The organism is Chthonobacter rhizosphaerae (genome assembly GCF_013839525.1).
GTDB classification, from domain to species: domain Bacteria; phylum Pseudomonadota; class Alphaproteobacteria; order Rhizobiales; family Pleomorphomonadaceae; genus Chthonobacter; species Chthonobacter rhizosphaerae.
Genome location: NZ_JACDIS010000004.1, coordinates 422,517 through 438,655 on the forward strand (window position 1 = coordinate 422,517; position 16,139 = coordinate 438,655).

Annotated in this window: 16 protein-coding genes; all 16 read left to right on the forward strand. The window is 72.4% G+C overall.

Features of this window, described 5'->3' with window-relative positions:
• Nucleotides 1–8: 8 nt before the first annotated feature.
• The 16 genes from HND91_RS10005 (at nucleotide 9) to HND91_RS10080 (ending at nucleotide 15,866) form a co-directional block, all read left to right on the forward strand.
• Nucleotides 9–377 carry a RidA family protein gene (locus HND91_RS10005; RefSeq protein ID WP_181706411.1) on the forward strand — a complete coding sequence of 123 codons (369 nt, stop codon included), beginning with the start codon at nucleotides 9–11 and terminating at the stop codon, nucleotides 375–377.
• Nucleotides 378–429: 52 nt separating this feature from the next.
• Nucleotides 430–1,911 (forward strand): M81 family metallopeptidase, encoded by a 1,482-nt coding sequence (locus tag HND91_RS10010; protein WP_181706412.1) that lies wholly within the window; start codon nucleotides 430–432, stop codon nucleotides 1,909–1,911.
• Between the two features lie 162 nt (nucleotides 1,912–2,073).
• On the forward strand, nucleotides 2,074–2,640 hold the full coding sequence (locus HND91_RS10015; RefSeq protein ID WP_181706413.1) for a fasciclin domain-containing protein: 567 nt from the start codon (nucleotides 2,074–2,076) through the stop codon (nucleotides 2,638–2,640).
• A gap of 262 nt (nucleotides 2,641–2,902) precedes the next feature.
• Nucleotides 2,903–4,594 carry a methyl-accepting chemotaxis protein gene (locus tag HND91_RS10020; protein WP_181706414.1) on the forward strand — a complete coding sequence of 564 codons (1,692 nt, stop codon included), beginning with the start codon at nucleotides 2,903–2,905 and terminating at the stop codon, nucleotides 4,592–4,594.
• 155 nt (nucleotides 4,595–4,749) lie between these two features.
• The gene (locus HND91_RS10025; protein ID WP_181706415.1) at nucleotides 4,750–5,853 is read left to right on the forward strand and encodes an inositol-3-phosphate synthase; all 1,104 of its coding nucleotides are present in this window, start codon (nucleotides 4,750–4,752) and stop codon (nucleotides 5,851–5,853) included.
• Nucleotides 5,854–5,855: 2 nt separating this feature from the next.
• Nucleotides 5,856–6,467, forward strand: coding sequence for a histidine phosphatase family protein (locus HND91_RS10030; protein ID WP_181706454.1), 612 nt, complete (start codon nucleotides 5,856–5,858; stop codon nucleotides 6,465–6,467).
• Nucleotides 6,464–7,564, forward strand: a complete 1,101-nt coding sequence (locus HND91_RS23045; protein WP_181706416.1) for a glycosyltransferase family protein — start codon at nucleotides 6,464–6,466, stop codon at nucleotides 7,562–7,564. Before HND91_RS10030 ends, HND91_RS23045 begins: the two co-directional genes overlap by 4 nt.
• Nucleotides 7,565–7,622: 58 nt before the next feature.
• Nucleotides 7,623–8,450, forward strand: a complete 828-nt coding sequence (locus HND91_RS10040; RefSeq protein WP_181706417.1) for a nucleotidyltransferase family protein — start codon at nucleotides 7,623–7,625, stop codon at nucleotides 8,448–8,450.
• Nucleotides 8,451–8,455: 5 nt separating this feature from the next.
• Nucleotides 8,456–9,226, forward strand: coding sequence for a TIGR04290 family methyltransferase (locus HND91_RS10045; RefSeq protein ID WP_425485430.1), 771 nt, complete (start codon nucleotides 8,456–8,458; stop codon nucleotides 9,224–9,226).
• Entirely contained in the window at nucleotides 9,223–10,173 is a 951-nt protein-coding gene (locus HND91_RS10050) for a glycoside hydrolase 5 family protein (RefSeq protein ID WP_181706419.1), read from the forward strand. Before HND91_RS10045 ends, HND91_RS10050 begins: the two co-directional genes overlap by 4 nt.
• A 29-nt stretch (nucleotides 10,174–10,202) precedes the next feature.
• Entirely contained in the window at nucleotides 10,203–11,039 is an 837-nt protein-coding gene (locus HND91_RS10055; RefSeq protein ID WP_181706420.1) for a PIG-L deacetylase family protein, read from the forward strand.
• Nucleotides 11,036–12,091 (forward strand): glycosyltransferase, encoded by a 1,056-nt coding sequence (locus tag HND91_RS10060; protein ID WP_181706421.1) that lies wholly within the window; start codon nucleotides 11,036–11,038, stop codon nucleotides 12,089–12,091. Before HND91_RS10055 ends, HND91_RS10060 begins: the two co-directional genes overlap by 4 nt.
• Nucleotides 12,088–13,101 (forward strand): GNAT family N-acetyltransferase, encoded by a 1,014-nt coding sequence (locus HND91_RS10065; RefSeq protein ID WP_181706422.1) that lies wholly within the window; start codon nucleotides 12,088–12,090, stop codon nucleotides 13,099–13,101. The genes HND91_RS10060 and HND91_RS10065 overlap by 4 nt, the downstream gene beginning before the upstream one ends.
• Nucleotides 13,098–14,009 carry a class I SAM-dependent methyltransferase gene (locus HND91_RS10070; RefSeq protein ID WP_181706423.1) on the forward strand — a complete coding sequence of 304 codons (912 nt, stop codon included), beginning with the start codon at nucleotides 13,098–13,100 and terminating at the stop codon, nucleotides 14,007–14,009. The genes HND91_RS10065 and HND91_RS10070 overlap by 4 nt, the downstream gene beginning before the upstream one ends.
• 328 nt (nucleotides 14,010–14,337) lie before the next feature.
• Nucleotides 14,338–14,736 (forward strand): SWIB/MDM2 domain-containing protein, encoded by a 399-nt coding sequence (locus HND91_RS10075; protein WP_181706424.1) that lies wholly within the window; start codon nucleotides 14,338–14,340, stop codon nucleotides 14,734–14,736.
• A 638-nt stretch (nucleotides 14,737–15,374) separates the two neighbouring features.
• The gene (locus tag HND91_RS10080; RefSeq protein ID WP_181706425.1) at nucleotides 15,375–15,866 is read left to right on the forward strand and encodes a peptide deformylase; all 492 of its coding nucleotides are present in this window, start codon (nucleotides 15,375–15,377) and stop codon (nucleotides 15,864–15,866) included.
• The last annotated feature ends 273 nt before the right edge of the window (nucleotides 15,867–16,139 follow it).

The window sequence follows — 16,139 nt, forward strand, 5'->3', positions numbered from 1 at the left end:
ACGGACCCATGCCCAAGGAAACCTTCGGCACCTCCCACGTCCCGCTGTCGCCCGCCGTCCGGGCCGGCGACTTCGTCTACGTGTCCGGCCAGGTGCCGGTCGGACCGGACGGAACGGTGGTGGCCGGCGGCATCGTGCCCCAGACCCGGCAGGTGCTGGAGAACGTGAAGGCGGCGCTGGCGCTGGCCGGCGCCCGCCTGGAGGACGTGGTGAAGACCACCGTCTGGCTGGAGGACGCCCGCGACTTCGGCGCCTTCAACACGGTCTACGCCACCTATTTCCCGTCCGAGCCGCCGGCCCGCACCACGGTGGAGTCCAGGCTGATGATCGACATCAAGATCGAGATCGAGGCGGTCGCCTACGCTCCGAAGTCCTGATCCCGGCGCGGGCGGCCGGCCGCCCCGCCTCACCCCTCGCAGGTCTCATCCCATGCGCATCTTCACGGCGTCGCTCGCCACCGAGACCAACACCTTCTCGCCGGTGCCAACCGACCGGGCGTGTTTCGAGATGGCCTTCTACGCGCCGCCCGGACGCCATCCGGAAACGCCGACGCTCTGCTCCTCGCCGGTGCTGGCGCTGCGCCGCCGGGCCCGGGAGCGAACCGACCTGACGGTGATCGAGGGCACGTCCACCTGGGCGGAGCCGGGCGGGCTCGTCAACCGGGCCACCTACGAGGGCCTCCGGGACGAGATCCTGGACCAGTTGCGGGACGCCATGCCGGTGGACGGCGTGGTGCTCGGCCTCCACGGCGCCATGGTGGCGGACGGCTACGACGACTGCGAGGGCGACCTCCTGGCGCGGGTGCGCGCCATGGTGGGCGACGACGTGCTGATCGCCGCCGAGATCGACCCGCACAGCCACCTGACCCCCCAGCGGGTGGCGGCGTCGGACATCCTGGCGGCCTTCCAGGAGTTTCCGCACACGGACTTCTACGAGCGCGGCGAGCACGTGGTGGATCTGGCGCTTCGCGCGCTTGCCGGCGAGATCTCGCCGGTGATCGCCACCTTCGACTGCCGGATGATCGACGTCTACCCGACCAGCCGCCAGCCCATGCGGGGCTTCGTGGACCGCATGAAGGCGCTGGAGGGGCGGGACGGCATCCTGTCCGTGTCGCTGATCCACGGCTTCATGGCGGCCGACGTGCCGGAGATGGGCACCCGCATGCTGGTGGTGAGCGACGGCGACGCCGCCAAGGGGGCGGCGCTCGCGGAACGGCTGGGGCGCGAGATCATCGACCTCAGGGGAAAGACCGCCATGCCGATGCTCGGCATCGACGCCGGGATCGACGCGGCGCTCGACGCGGTCGCCGGCAAGGGCGGGCCGGTGGTGGTGGCGGACGTGTGGGACAATCCGGGCGGCGGCACGGCGGGCGACGGCACGCTGATCCTGCGCCGCATCCTGGAGCGCGGCCTGACGAACGTGGGCGTCGCCACCATCTGGGACCCGATCGCGGCGGCCTTCGCCCACGGGGCGGGCGTGGGCGCGGAGATCACCATGCGGTTCGGCGGCAAGACCTCGGCGCCCGCCGGCGACCCGATCGACGCGAGGGTGCGCATCCTCGCCGTCGCCGAGGAGGGCTGGCAGAGCTTCGGGGCGAGCCGGGTGACGCTCGGCCCGGCGACGGTGATCCGGATCGTCGGCACCGAGGTGGACGTGATCCTCAACACCAACCGGACCCAGACCTTCGAGCCGGACATCTTCTCCAACCTCGGCGTCGACCCGCTGGAGAAGGACCTGCTGCTGGTGAAGTCCACCAACCACTTCTACGCCGGCTTCTCCAGGATCGCCCGCGAGATCGTCTATGTCGACGCGGGCGCGCCCTACCCGTCGAACCCGCGCGCGACCGACTACCGCAAGCTGACGCGGGCGATCTGGCCCCGGGTGGAGGACCCCTGGTCCGACACGGGCTGATGGCGTCGGATGGGGCGCGTCTGGAATGACGTTCTCCGAATCACGGCCGTCTCACGCATTCGTGCCGGAGACGTGTACGGCTCATGCAAAACCGTTCTCAAGCCGGCCCCGTAAGCCGGGCATCGGTCAGCATCAAGCTGATCGGTTTGGGAGGTTTATGACATGTCCAAGACCCGTTCGTCGCTCGCGGTGCGCATCGCCGCCGTCGCGTTCCTCGGCTTCGCCGGCGCCGCCGTCGCGCAGGAGCCCCCGATGGTGGGCGGCGCCCCCATGCTGCCGACGATGACCATTCCGGAGAACGCCTCCAAGGCCGACAACCTGACCACGCTGGTGGCGGCGGTGACGGCCGCCGGCCTCGTGGACACGCTCGCGTCGGACGGTCCGTTCACGGTGTTCGCCCCGACCAACGACGCCTTCGCCAAGCTTCCGGCCGGCACCGTGGACAACCTGGTGAAGCCGGAGATGAAGGACACCCTGACCGGGATCCTGACCTACCACGTGGTGGCCGGGAACTACACGGCGAACGCCCTGGCGGCCGCCATCGACGCCGGCGGCGGCAAGGCGGAGCTGAAGACCGTAGCCGGCGGCACGCTGACCGCCATGATGAAGGACGGCGGGATCGCCCTGATGGACGCGGCCGGCAACACCGCCATGGTGACCCAGGCCAACGTGACCCAGAAGAACGGCGTCGTCCACGTGATCGACACCGTGCTGATGCCCAAGGCCTGACGCGCCGCCACGGCCGGCCGGGGCGGCGCCAGAGCCGCCCGGGCCGGCCGGGACCGGCGGGATCTCCGGCGCCGGTCGCGACCGTCAGGGGCAACGGGTCGTACGCCGGTCGGGCCGGCGGGTGGAGCGCCGGAGCGATGGCGCATACGGGATTCTACGGTCATCCCATAACTAAGAAGTCTTAATCGTTGACCTGCAGGATTCATGCATCTGCCGGACTCCTTGATCCGGCGATGGTTTCGGATCGTGCAGGGCCCGTAAAATGCAATTTCTGAAGAATATCGGCATCGTGACGAAGCTGGCGATTCCGGTCGCCATCCTGATCGCCGTCATGATCGCGCTCGTCGTCACCGCCGCGACCGGCATGGGCACCATGTCCGAGAGGGCAGAGCATGTGATCAACGTGTCGGCCACGCGCAAGGCGCTGCTCCTGGAGGCGATCGTCGCTGTGGACGAGGCCTCGATCCAGGAAAAGAACCTCATCATCGACGTCCGGCCGGACGCCATGGCCGGCTACAAGGCCGGCTACGACGCCGCCCGCAAACAGGCCCTCGCGGCTATGGACGCGCTCGTGGCCCTGGCGGATACGCCGGAGCGAAAGGCCTCGAACGAGCGGCTCCGCGCCGACGTGACCCGCTACCTGGAGACCGCCGACCGCAGCGTCGGCCTGTCTCTCGCCGGCCGCGCGAACGACGCGGAGACCCTGTCGCTCGGCGAGGGCCGTTCCGAGCGGAAGGCCGTGGGCGACGCGCTCGCCGCCCGCGTCGACATCCTGACGCAGGAGCTGGAGACGGCGCGCGTGGCGGCGGAGAGTTTCGCCGATTCCACCCGCAACACCCTGGTCATCAGCGCCGCCGTCGGCCTCACCGCCTGCATCGGTCTCCTCGGCTTCATCCTGATCGGGCTCGTGACGCGGCCGCTCGGCCAGATCACCGGGTCGCTGGCCCGGCTCGCATCCGGCGACCTCGACGCGGAGGTGATCGGCGCCGACCGGGGCGACGAGGTGGGCGCGCTCGCCCGCGCGCTCGCCACCTTCAAGGCGCGCGAGGCCGAGGCGCGGCGCCTCGCCGCCGCCCAGGAGGCGGAGAACGAGGCCAAGATGCGCCGGGCCAAGATGCTGGACGAGCTGACCGCCCGGTTCGAGCGCAGCGTGCGCGGCCTGACCACGAGCCTGGAATCCGCCTCCACCGAGCTGGAGGCGACCGCCGGATCCATGGCGAGCGTGGCGGACGAGACCAACCGCAACTCCACCCAGGTGGCGAGCGCCGCCCAGCAGACCTCCGCCAACGTGCAGACCGTGGCGGCGGCGACCGAGGAGCTCGCCGCCTCGGTGCAGGAGATCGCCACCCGCGTCGGCCAGTCGGGCGGCATCGCCGCCCAGGCGGTGGCGAGCGCCCGCGAGGCGGACGGGCAGGTGAAGGGCCTCGCCCAGGCGGCGGACCGGATCGTCGCCATCGTGGACCTGATCAGCACCATCGCGGACCAGACCAATCTTCTGGCCCTCAACGCCACCATCGAGGCGGCCCGGGCGGGCGAGGCCGGGCGCGGCTTCGCCGTGGTGGCGAGCGAGGTCAAGGCCCTCGCCACCCAGACATCCAAGGCGACCGGCGAGATTTCCGCCCAGATCGGCGAGATCCGCACGGCGACCGGCGACGTGGTGACGGCGATCCAGGCGATCGGCGCGGTGATCGGCCAGATGGCGGACATCTCCGGCATCATCGCGGCGGCCGTGGAGGAGCAGGGCTCGGCGACCAACGAGATCTCGCGCAACGTGCACCAGGCGGCGCGCGGCACCGAGGAGGTGACAGGCAGCATCCTGACCGTGCGGGCGAACGCCGGCGAGACGGGCGCGGCCGCAACCCAGGTGCTGTCGGCCGCCAAGGAGCTCGCCCGCCATTCCGCCGAGCTCGGCCGCGAGGTGGACAGCTTCCTCGGCGAGGTGAAGGCCGCCTGAGGGGCCACGACACGGCCGGCGGCGCCCGCACCGAACGGCGCCGCCGACGCTTCAGCATGACCGCCGGAACAAATCCGGCGGCTCCGGGTTCGACCTCCGGCACCGCTTTCCCTCCAGGTTGGCGGGCCGTTCGACAGTCGCTCCGGAGCCACCCCTTGAGCCCTAGATCCCTGCGCCTCGGCATCGTCGGTGTCGGCAACTGCGCCTCGTCCCTGGTCCAGGGGCTCGAATACTACAAGGACGCCCGCGGCAACGAGCCCATCCCCGGGCTGATGCACGTGGACCTCGGCGGCTATCACGTGGGCGACATCGAGGTGTCGGCCGCCTTCGACGTGGACGCCCGCAAGGTGGGCCGCGACGTCGCCGAGGCCATCTACGCCCGCCCCAACAACACCCACGTGTTCGCCAAGGCGCCGCCCACCGGTGTCACCGTCGCGCGCGGCAAGACGCTGGACGGGCTCGGCAAGTACGTGCGCGACGAGATCGAGGAATCCGAGGCGCCGGTCGCCGACGTGACGGCGATCCTGAAGGACACCCGCACGGACGTGCTCGTCTCCTACCTGCCGGTCGGTTCGCAGCAGGCCGCGGAATACTACGCCGAGCAGGCGCTGGAGGCCGGCTGCGCGTTCGTCAACTGCATGCCGGTGTTCATCGCGTCGAAGCCCGAGTGGGCGAAGCGCTTCGAGGACCGCGGCCTGCCGATCATCGGCGACGACATCAAGAGCCAGGTGGGCGCCACGATCGTGCACCGGATGCTCACCAACCTGTTCCGCGAGCGCGGCGTGCGGCTGGACCGCACCTACCAGCTCAACTTCGGCGGCAACACCGACTTCCAGAACATGCTGGAGCGGGAGCGGCTGGAATCCAAGAAGGTCTCCAAGACCCAGGCGGTCACCAGCCAGCTCGACATCCAGCTCGACCCGGAGAACGTGCACGTGGGGCCGAGCGACCACGTGCCGTGGCTGACCGACCGCAAGTGGGCCTACATCCGCATGGAGGGCACCACCTTCGGGGGCGTGCCGCTGAACGCGGAGCTGAAGCTGGAGGTCTGGGACAGCCCGAACTCCGCCGGCATCGTGATCGACGCGGTGCGCTGCGCCAAGCTGGCGCTCGACCGCGGCCTGAAGGGCCCGCTGATCGCGCCCTCCAGCTACTTCATGAAGTCGCCGCCCGTGCAGTTCACCGACGACGAGGCCCGGCGGCGCACGCTGGCCTTCATCGCCGGCAACGACGACGAGCCGGCCGGGGCGCGGCTTTGACGGTGGTCCATCTCGTCCGCCACGCCGCGCACGCCCACGTGGGCCGGATCCTGACCGGCCGGGCGCCCGGCGCCCACCTGGCGGAGACGGGACGAGCACAGGCCGCCGCGCTCGCCCGGCGGTTCGCCGGCGCGCGCCTCGCCGCGATCCACGCGAGCCCCCGGGAGCGGGCGCGGGAGACCGCGGAGGCAATCGCGGCGCCGCACGGCATTGCGGTGACCGTGGCGGAGGACCTGGACGAGATCGACTTCGGCCGCTGGACCGGCATGAGCTTCGACGCCCTCGAGGCGGACCCGGACTGGCGGCGCTGGAACGCCGCGCGGTCGCTCGCCCGGGCGCCGGACGGCGAGACCATGGCGGCGGCGCAGGGCCGCATGGTGCGGCACCTCCACCGTATGACGGCCGACGGGCCGGAGGGCGCGGTCGTGCTGGTCGGGCACGCGGACCCGATCAAGGCGGTGGTGGCGGCGGTGCTCGGCCTCGGGCTCGACGCGCTGCACCGGTTCGACGTGGACCCGGCCTCGGTGACGACGATCGACGTCGAGCCCCACGGGGCGAGGCTCGTGCGGCTCAACGACCGGGGTCCGGACAGCGACGGGGAGACCGGCCGGTGAAACTCGTCGTCTTCGGCCTCTCCATCTCGTCCTCCTGGGGCAACGGCCACGCGACCCTCTGGCGGGGCCTCGTGAAGGCCCTCGCCCGGCGGGGCTGGCAGGTGGTCTTCTTCGAGAAGGACGTCAGCTGGTACCGGGGCGCGCGGGACTATCACGCGGTGCCGAACGGCGAGCTCGTTCTCTACGAGCGGTTCGAGGACGTGCGGGCGCTCGCCCGGCGGCACCTCGCCGACGCGGACGTCGGCATGGTGACGTCCTTCTGCCCGGACGGCCTGGCGGCCGGCGAGATGGTGGCCGGGATGGGCCGCGGACGGCGGGTGTTCTACGACCTCGACACGCCGGTGACGCTCGCCAAACTGGACGCGGGCGAAAGCCTCGCCTGGATCGGCCCGGAGGGGCTCGCCGGCTACGACCTGGCGCTCAGCTACACCGGCGGGCCGGCGCTCGACGCCCTCACGGCGCGCCTGAAGGCGCCGGCGGCGGCGCCCCTCTACGGCCACGTGGACCCGGACGTGCACCGCCCGGCCGACCCGGACCCGGTGTTCGCGGGCGATCTTTCCTACATCGGCACCTATGCGGACGACCGGCAGGCGGCCCTGCAGGCGCTGTTCGTGGACGCCGCCCGGGCCCGGCCGGACGGGCGGTTCGTGATCGCGGGCGCCCAGTATCCGGACGACTTCCCGTGGGGGGACAACATCTTCTTCGTGCGGCACCTGCCGCCGGACGCCCACCCGGCCTTCTACGCGTCGTCGCGGCTGACGCTGAACATCACCCGCGAGGCCATGGCCCGGTCGGGCTGGTGCCCGTCCGGGCGCCTGTTCGAGGCGGCCGCCTGCGGGGCGGTGCTTCTGTCCGACACCTGGCCGGGGCTCGACCAGTTCTTCGAGCCGGGGCGGGAGATCCTGATCGCCCGGACGACGGACGACACCCTGGCGGCGCTCGACCTCTCCGCCGCCGAGCGGGCCCGGATCGCCGAGGCGGCGCGGGCGCGGGTGCTGGCCGAGCATACGTCGGACCACCGGGCCGCCACGCTGGAGAGCATCCTCGCCCGCATGGCGGATCGCCCCGCGCTGGCGGCGGGCGAACCGGTTTCTTGAGCGGCGCGTTGATCGCACGACGGTCGGAGCGGGGCGAGGACAACGGGAGGACAGGCCCATGTGGGGCATCGTACCGGCCGCAGGCCGTGGCACGCGGATCCAGCCGCTCGCCTTTTCCAAGGAACTCCTGCCCGTCGGCAGCCGGCTCGACCACGGGGTGGAGCGGCCCTGCGCGGTGAGCGAGTATCTCGTCGAGCGCATGATCGCCGGCGGGGCGGACAAGATCTGCTTCGTGATCGCGCCCGGCAAGTCGGACATCCTGGAGTATTACGGCGGCTCCTACGCGGACGCTTCCGTCGCCTACGTGGTGCAGCCCTCGCCGGCGGGCCTCTGCGACGCGCTGTTCCGCGCCGCGCCGCTGATCGGGCCGGACGAGCCGGTGCTGATCGGCCTGCCCGACACGGTGTGGATGCCGCTCGGCGGCTTTTCGGCCCTGCCGGACGATACGCTGGCCTTCCTGCTGTTCCCGGTGGAGCATCCGGAATATTTCGACGCCGTGGTGACGGACGAGGCCGGGCGCGTGGAGGAGATCCAGGTGAAGAGCCCGGACGCGCGCTCCTCCTGGATCTGGGGCGGATTCAAGATGCCCGGCCGCGTGCTCCATGCGCTGAAGGCCCTGTTCGACGAGCGGGACGGGCAGGACGAATACTTCGGCACCCTCGTGAACGCCTGGCTGCAGCGGGGCGGCGAGGCGGTGGGCGTGAAGGCGGGCGAGTCCTACGTGGACGTCGGCACCCTCAACGGCTACCGCGCCGCCCTCGGCCTCCTGGCGGAGGCGGCCCGAACCCCTTCCGGCGACGGAGCCACCGGCAGCCGCGTCGCCCTCGGCTGGCCGACCGGCCGGCCGTTCACCGGCCTCACCCACACTCCCAATCGTCCGGAATGACGCCCGTGCAGCACCTGAGCAAAGACGACATCCGCGCCCGCGTGGAGGCGCTCGGCCCCTGGTTCCACAACCTGGACCTCAACGGCGTGATGACCGCGCCCGACCACTTCCTCGGCGACTATCCGGCCGTGAAGTGGCGCCGGTTCGAGGCCGCGATCCCGGCGGACCTGACAGGCAGGACCGTGCTCGACATCGGCTGCAACGCCGGCTTCTACTCCATCGAGATGAAGAAGCGCGGGGCCGCCCGGGTGGTGGGCATCGACTTCGACGAGGACTATCTGGCGCAGGCCCGGTTCGCCGCCGAGGTGGCGGGCGCCGACATCGAGTTCCGCCAGCTCTCGATCTACGACGTGGCGGCGCTCGGCGAAACGTTCGACGTGGTGATCTTCATGGGGGTGCTCTACCACCTCCGCCACCCGCTGCTCGCCCTCGACCTGATCCACGAGCACGTGGCGGGCGACCTCCTGGTCTTCCAGTCCATGCAGCGCGGGTCCAACGAGGTGGAGCCGGTGGAGCGGGACTATCCGTTCACCGAGACGGCGCACTTCGACAAGCCCGGCTATCCGAAGATGCACTTCATCGAACACGACTATTCCAACGACCCGACCAACTGGTGGGCGCCGAACCGGGCCTGCTCGGAGGCCATGCTGCGGAGCGCCGGCTTCACCATCCTGGCCCATCCGGAGGAGGAGGTGTTCGTCTGCCGCCGCGCCGACGCCCCGACCCCGAACGCCGCCGTCTATCCCGCCCGGAGCCCGAAGGACGCCGCCCGATGATCGAAGCCGCCATGCTGTGGAACGAGCCGAACAACAAGTCGCACTGGGACCCGGAGGTGGACCCGGGCTGGGACCGGTTCGCCGACATGGTGGCGCGGGCCGGACACGCCGTGCGGCAGGCGAACGGCGACGTGACCCGGGTGCTCGGCGGCATGTCGCCGATCGACCCGCTGTTCGTCCAGAACCTCGCCGGCAAGGGCGTGATGGACGCGATCGACGCGGTGGCGGTGCACGGCTTCCCGCTCGACTGGAACCTCTGGTCGATCCACGACTGGCCGGCGAAGATCGACGAGATCCGCGCCGTCACCGACAAGCCGATCTGGGTGAGCGAGGTGGGCATCTCCACCTTCGGGGCCGACGAGGTGCAGGTGTTCGGCCTGAAGCGCACGGCGGAGCTTCTGACCGGCAAGGCGCCGCGCATCCACTGGTATTCGCTGTTCGACCTGCCGCAGGCCTGGGGCGCCACCACCCGCCACAAGGAGGCGGAGGGCTCGTCCTACTACCGGCACTTCTACATGGGCCTGATCCGGGAGGACGGCACGCCGAAGCCGTCGCTCGACCTGTTCGGCGACCTGACCCCGGAGATCGGCTTCTGCCAGTGGTTCCACTACCACGACCCGCGGCTGGACGAGGCGGTGACCTGGATGAAGCGCCTGGGCGTGACCTACCTGCGCACCGGCCTCTCCTGGGCGGACAGCTTCCGGCCGAACGCGCTCGACTGGTTCGACCGGCAGATGGACGCGCTCGGCGACTTCGACGTGACGGTGACCTTCTGCTTCACGCCGGAACATCGCGGGCTGATGCCGCACCACACCTCCGCCCCCATCGACCCGAACGAGTACGCGGACTTCTGCGCCTCCATGATCGACCGCTACGCAACCCGGCTGGGCGTGAAGCGCGCGCCCGCCACGCCGGCCGGGCCGGTGACCGTGGCGGCCGCGGTCTGACGCGGAAGGCGGGGCCGGGACGACGCGCCATGCCGCTGATCGAAGACCTCGCCAACCCGGACCGGCCGCCGATCGCGCGGCGGACGGCCCTCGTCGTCGCCCATCCGGACGACGAGGCGCTGATGCTCGGCGGCCAGATGGACCGGTTCGCCGACCTCCTGGTCGTCCACGTGACCGACGGGGCGCCGGCCGACCCGGCGGACGCCCGCGCGGCCGGCTTCGACGGGGCGGACGCCTACCGGGCCGCCCGGGCGGCGGAGCTCGACGCGGCCCTGACGCTCGCGGGCGTTCCGGCGACGAACCGGGTCGCGCTCGGCCTTCAGGACCAGACGGCCGTGCGCCACGTGGCCGAGACGGCCCTCCGGCTCGCGGGCCTCGTCGAGGCGAGGCGGATCGAGGCGGTGGTGACCCACGCCTACGAGGGCGGGCACCCGGACCATGACGCGACGGCGCTTTCGGTGGCGCTCGCGGCCCGGATCGCCGGGGCGGCGGCAAGGCCGATCGAGGTGCTGGAGGTGCCGCTCTACCGGGCGGGGCCGGACGGCGTCATGCTGGTCCGCTCGCCGGTGGAGGGGGGCGGCGCGCCCGCGACCGAGATCCGGCTCGCCGCCGCGGCGCGTTCCGCCAAGGACCGCCTGATCGCCTGCCACCGGAGCCAGGCCCGCGTGACGGCGCTCCTTGCGGGCGACACGGAGGTGGTGCGGCCGCTCGACCGGTCCGTGTTCCGCGCCGCCCCGAACGGCGGCCGCTTCCTCTACGACCAGTGGGGCCTCGGCCTCACGGGGCGGGATTTCCTCACGCTGGCCGCCCCCGCCCTCGACCGGCTGGCGGACGGCCCGGAGGACGGCTTGGAGGACGGGCCATGAGCCTCACCGTCCTCTCCGTCGCCTACCCGCTGGCGCCGGTCGGCCCCGACGCGGTGGGCGGCGCCGAACAGGTGCTCTCGCACCTGGACCGGGCGCTCACCCGCGCCGGCCACCGCTCGATCGTGATCGCCGACGGCCGGTCGGACGTGGCCGGCACCCTGGTGCCGATCCCGCCCGAGACCGGATCGCTCGACGACGCCGCCAAGGCCCGCGCCCAGGCGGCCGTCCGGGAGGCGATCGCGCGGGTGCGCGCCGGGACGGCGGTGGACCTCGTGCACCTGCACGGGATCGATTTCCCGGCCTACCTGCCGGACGACGGCCCGACGCTGGTGACCCTGCACCTGCCGCTCGACTGGTATCCGGCCGGCGCCTTCGCGCCCCGGCCGGACCTGATGCTCCACGGCGTCTCCGCGTCCCAGACCCTGACGGCCCCGCCGGAGGCGCGCCTGCTCGCCCCCATCCCGAACGGGGTGCCGGTGGACGACCTGGCCGCCCGCCACGCCAAGCGGGACTTCGCCCTCGTGCTCGGCCGGATCTGCCCGGAGAAGGGCATCCACCTCGCCCTCGACGCCGCCCGCGCGGGCGGCCACAGCCTCCTCGTCGGCGGCGAGGTCTATGCCTACGAGAGCCACCGCGCCTATTTCGACGAGGAGGTGCGGCCGCGGCTCGACCGCCGCCGCCGTTTCCTCGGCCCGCTCGGCTTCGCGCGCAAGCGCCGCCTTTTGACCGCCGCCCGCTGCCTGGTGGTGCCGAGCCTCTGCGCGGAGACCAGTTCCCTGGTCGCCATGGAGGCGCTCGCCTGCGGAACGCCCGTGGTGGCCTTTCCGAACGGCGCGCTGCCGGAGATCGTGGAGCACGGCCGCACCGGCTTCCTGGTGACCGGCGTGGAGGAGATGGCGGAGGCGATCGACGCCGCCCGATCGCTGTCGCCCGGGCACTGCCGGGCGGAGGCGCGCCGGCGCTTCTCGCTCAAGACCATGACCGCCCGCTATGTCGCCGCCTACGAAACCTTGCTGGCGCGCGACGCGGCCGGCCCGAGGGTCGCCTCATGAGCCGGCTCGCCACCGAGCGCGGCGACGTCCTCAGGACCCGCGTGCTGACGCGCCTTCAAGAGCTCGAGGCCCTGGAACCCGCCTGGTGGGCGCTCTGGCGCCGGATCGGCACCGCCTCGCCCTTCCAGTCGCCGGCCTGGCTGATCCCCTGGACGGCGGTGTTCCGGCCGGCCGAGGTGCGCGCCGTGGCGGTGTTCGACGGCGACGACCTGATCGGGCTTGCGCCGCTCTGGCGGGAGGACGGCCCCTATGGCCGGCGCCTGCTGCCGCTCGGGATCGGCATTTCGGACGACCTCGACATCCTCGTCCATCCCGCCCGGCCGGACGCCGGTCCGGCCATCCTGGACGCCCTCGACGCCATGGCGGACTGGGCGGTGCTGTCGCTGGAGGACTGTTTGCCGGACGCCGCCGCCCTCCGCCTGCGCGCCCCGCCCGGATGGACAGACGGGCGCGCCGACCAGGCGGTGCGGCCGACGCTCGCGATCGCCGGGCGCGGCCTGGAGGCGGTGCCCGCCCGCAAGCGGCGGAGCATCCGCCGCTGCCTGCGGCTGGCGGAGGCGCGCGGCCCGGTGCGGCGCACGCTGGTGGACGACGCGGGCCGCTTCCTCGACACCCTGTTCGCCCTGCACGGCGCCCGCTGGCAGGAGCGCGGGGAAGACGGCGTGCTGGCGGACGAGCGGGTGCGGGCTTTCCACCGGGCCGCCCTGCCGGGTCTTCTCGCCGCCGGCCTCGCCCGGCTGCACGAGGTGACCTTCGGCGCCACGCCGGCGGCCGTCATCTACGAGCTCCGCCACGGCGGCGTCGCGGCGCCCTACCTCGGCGGCTTCGACCCGGCGTTTTCGGCCGAGTCGGCCGGATCGCTCGCCATGGACCACCTGATCGAGACCGCCGTCGGGGACGGCTGCGCCCTGGTGGACTTCCTGCGCGGGGCGGAGCCCTACAAATACGCCTGGGGGGCCGTCGACCGGACGACGGTCCGCCGCACCCTCGGACGGGCCGGCCCGCCATGACCGACCCCGACCCGACCGCTCCCGATCTGGAAACCCGCGCGGCGGCCGTGGTGGACGCCTGCCGGGCCGGCTCGCTGGCGGGGCCGATGGCGCTGACGCGGCTGCTCATGCTGGCCGACGCGGAGGAGGACGCGCGCGGGCTCCTGTCGCGCCTTGCCGCCGACGAGCCGGACACGCCCTGCTGGCGCGATCTCCTGGCGCTCCTCGCCGCCCGCCCGACCGCCTTCGCGACCGTGAAGGGGCTTCTCTCGGCGGTGGTCCACGGCGCGCCGCGCGCGGGCGGCCCGGACGCCGCCATCGCGGCGACCGCCGCCATGTTCGACCGGGCGGTGGCGCTGTCGCCGGAGGGCGGCGTGGCGCTCTACAGCCTTGGCGACCCGACTCTTCTCGCCGCCGCGACGGACGAACTCGTCCGCTTCATGGAGGCGCAAGGGTTGCTCCGGCAGGATTACGACGTGCTGGAGATCGGCTGCGGCATCGGCCGGATCATGGCCGCGCTCGCCGGGCGGGTGCGGTCGGTCCACGGGCTCGACATCTCGCCCGCCATGGTGGCCGAGGCGAAGGCCCGGTGCGCCGGCCTCCCGAACGCGACGGTGGCGCTGACGGACGGGCGCGACCTCTCGACCCTCGACGAGGAGACCTTCGACCTGGTGCTGGCGATCGACGCCTTTCCCTATCTGGTCGATGCCGGCGGAGACGTGGTGGCGCGCCATGTGGCCGAGGCCGCGCGGGTGCTGCGGCCCGGCGGGCGCCTGCTCGTCGTCAACTACAGCTATCGCGACGATCCCGCGGCGGACCGCGCCGACTTCGAGGCTCTTGGCCGCGCGGCGGGCCTGCAGCCCCTGGCGGCGGACGATACGCCGTTCCGGCTCTGGGACGGCCGGGTTTACCTGGCCCGGCGCCCCTGACCGTCGCGGCGGCGTCTCCCGTGGGTCGCTCGCCCGGACCGCCGGACGCGGCCGGGCGCGGGGCTTGGCGTGATCCGACGCGGGCCGCCGGGCGGCCCTGGATCGCGGCCGGCGGCGGCGGCGTGTCCGGACGCCGATGGACCAGCGAGGCGCCTGTCCGGCCCAGCCCGGTCGAGGCGTTCGCGCGCCGTCAGACCGGCCGGCGCTTCCGGAGCGGCGGCTCGGGCGCGATCCGGCGGAAATCCGCGGCCTCGAGGGCCGTCCGCTTGGAACAGCGCGCGCGTCTGCCGGGTTGACGCAACCGGGCGACCCTCACTGGGAGGACATCATGGCTTCATCGAAGAAGACGGCGGACGCAGGCGAGACCAAGAAGGCCGCGGGCGACTCGAAAAAGGCCGGCGCGGGCGGGTCGAAGAAGACCGCGAGCGCGGGTGGATCCAAGGCGTCGGCGAGCGCGGACGGCTCCAAGAAGCCCGGCCGGAATGCCGGCGGGGCGATCGCGCAGCCGGTCAAGCCGTCGAAGGAACTGTCGGCCGTGATCGGCGACCAGGCGATGCCGCGCGGCGAGGTCGTCAGCAAGGTTTGGGACTACATCAAGTCCAACAAGCTGCAGAACCCGGACGACGGCCGGGAGATCATCGCGGACGCCAAGCTGGAACCGATCTTCGGCAAGAAGAAGGTCACCATGTTCGAGATGAACAAGCTGCTCTCCGCCCACCTGGAGTGACCGGAGACCCGCCAGGCGGCCCGGCCCGGAGCGGCGGGCCGCCGAAAGGCGCCCGATCGCCGGTCGGCCACGCCCCGGCCGCCCCCGCGCGGCGGCGCTCCGAACGGCGGCAACGGGCCCGGAGCATCGAGAGGCGAGGATCCGCGGCAGGTCCGGCGTTGCGGAGGCGTCGCGCCATGGACTGGCCGGGTGGATGCGCCCGGCGGGTCCGTGGACGGCACGGGCGCGAACTCGAGCGGCCCCCGGCTCGGGCGGCGGGGCCTCGTATGTTGAAAGAGGGTTCCGGCGGACGTAGGCTCGCGGGGCGAGGCCGCGTGAGTGACGCGGCCGAGAACCGGCAAGCCATTGGGGTCTGTTACAGGTCGGCGGAGATCTGTCGAGAGCTCCGATGGACTAGGGTTCGCGCGGTGGGTCGGCGTGAGTCACGCGTCCGAGAACCGGGAAGCCCTTGGGGTCTGTCACGGGTCGGCGGAGATCTGTCGAGAGCTCCGATGGACTAAGGTTCGCGCGGTGGGTCCGCGAGGTCATTTCCAGATATGGTCGAACATACACTCGCGCGATGAGCGCGGGGGCGCTATGCACGCCTGCCGGCCAATCTGAGGCAGCAACGGCCGGGTGACGTCGCGGGGGACCAGGACATGGCGGTGCTTCCGATCGTCCGGTATCCGGACAGCCGCCTGAAGACGCCTGCCGACCGGGTGGAGCGGTTCGACGCGGACCTCCGCCGTCTCGCGGATGACCTCCTCGACACGGTCCGGGCGGCGCCCGGCATCGGGATCACGGCGCCGCATGTGGGGATCGGCCTGCGTGTCGTCGTGCTCGACTTGCCGGGTGATCAGGTCCGGGCGCTCGCCAATCCGACCGTCACGTGGTCGTCCGAGGAGACGACACGTCAGGCGGAAGGAAGCGTTTCGCTGCCGGGCATCGTCGACGAGGTGGTGCGGCCGGAACGGGTGCGCGTGGCGTTCCAGGATCTAGACGGCCGCGACCATACCCTGTCGTCCGACGGTCTCCTGTCCGTCTGCCTGCAGCACGAGATCGACCAGCTCGACGGCGTCTTCTGGCTCCAGCGCCTGTCCCGCCTGCGCCGCGGCCGCATCCTGAAGCGGATCGCGAAGGGAGACGCGTGAGCGTACCCACGAAGGCGCTCTCCCCTCTCGCCGGACCGCGCCGCACCTTCCGGGCCCCAACCGTCCGGGTGCGCTTCAGGCGCACCCTCCACGCATTCGTCGGCCGCCCCCGGACAGGGTGCGCGTCCGGTCATCATGGCAGCCCCCTCCCCCGCGCCGTCATGGTGCGCGTCTGGCGCACCATCCACGCATTCGTCGGCCGCCGCACGACGCGCCGCCGCCTTCTGTTTGCCGGGCGGGTCCGTGCGTTCCGAGGCCCGAACGCACGAAAGC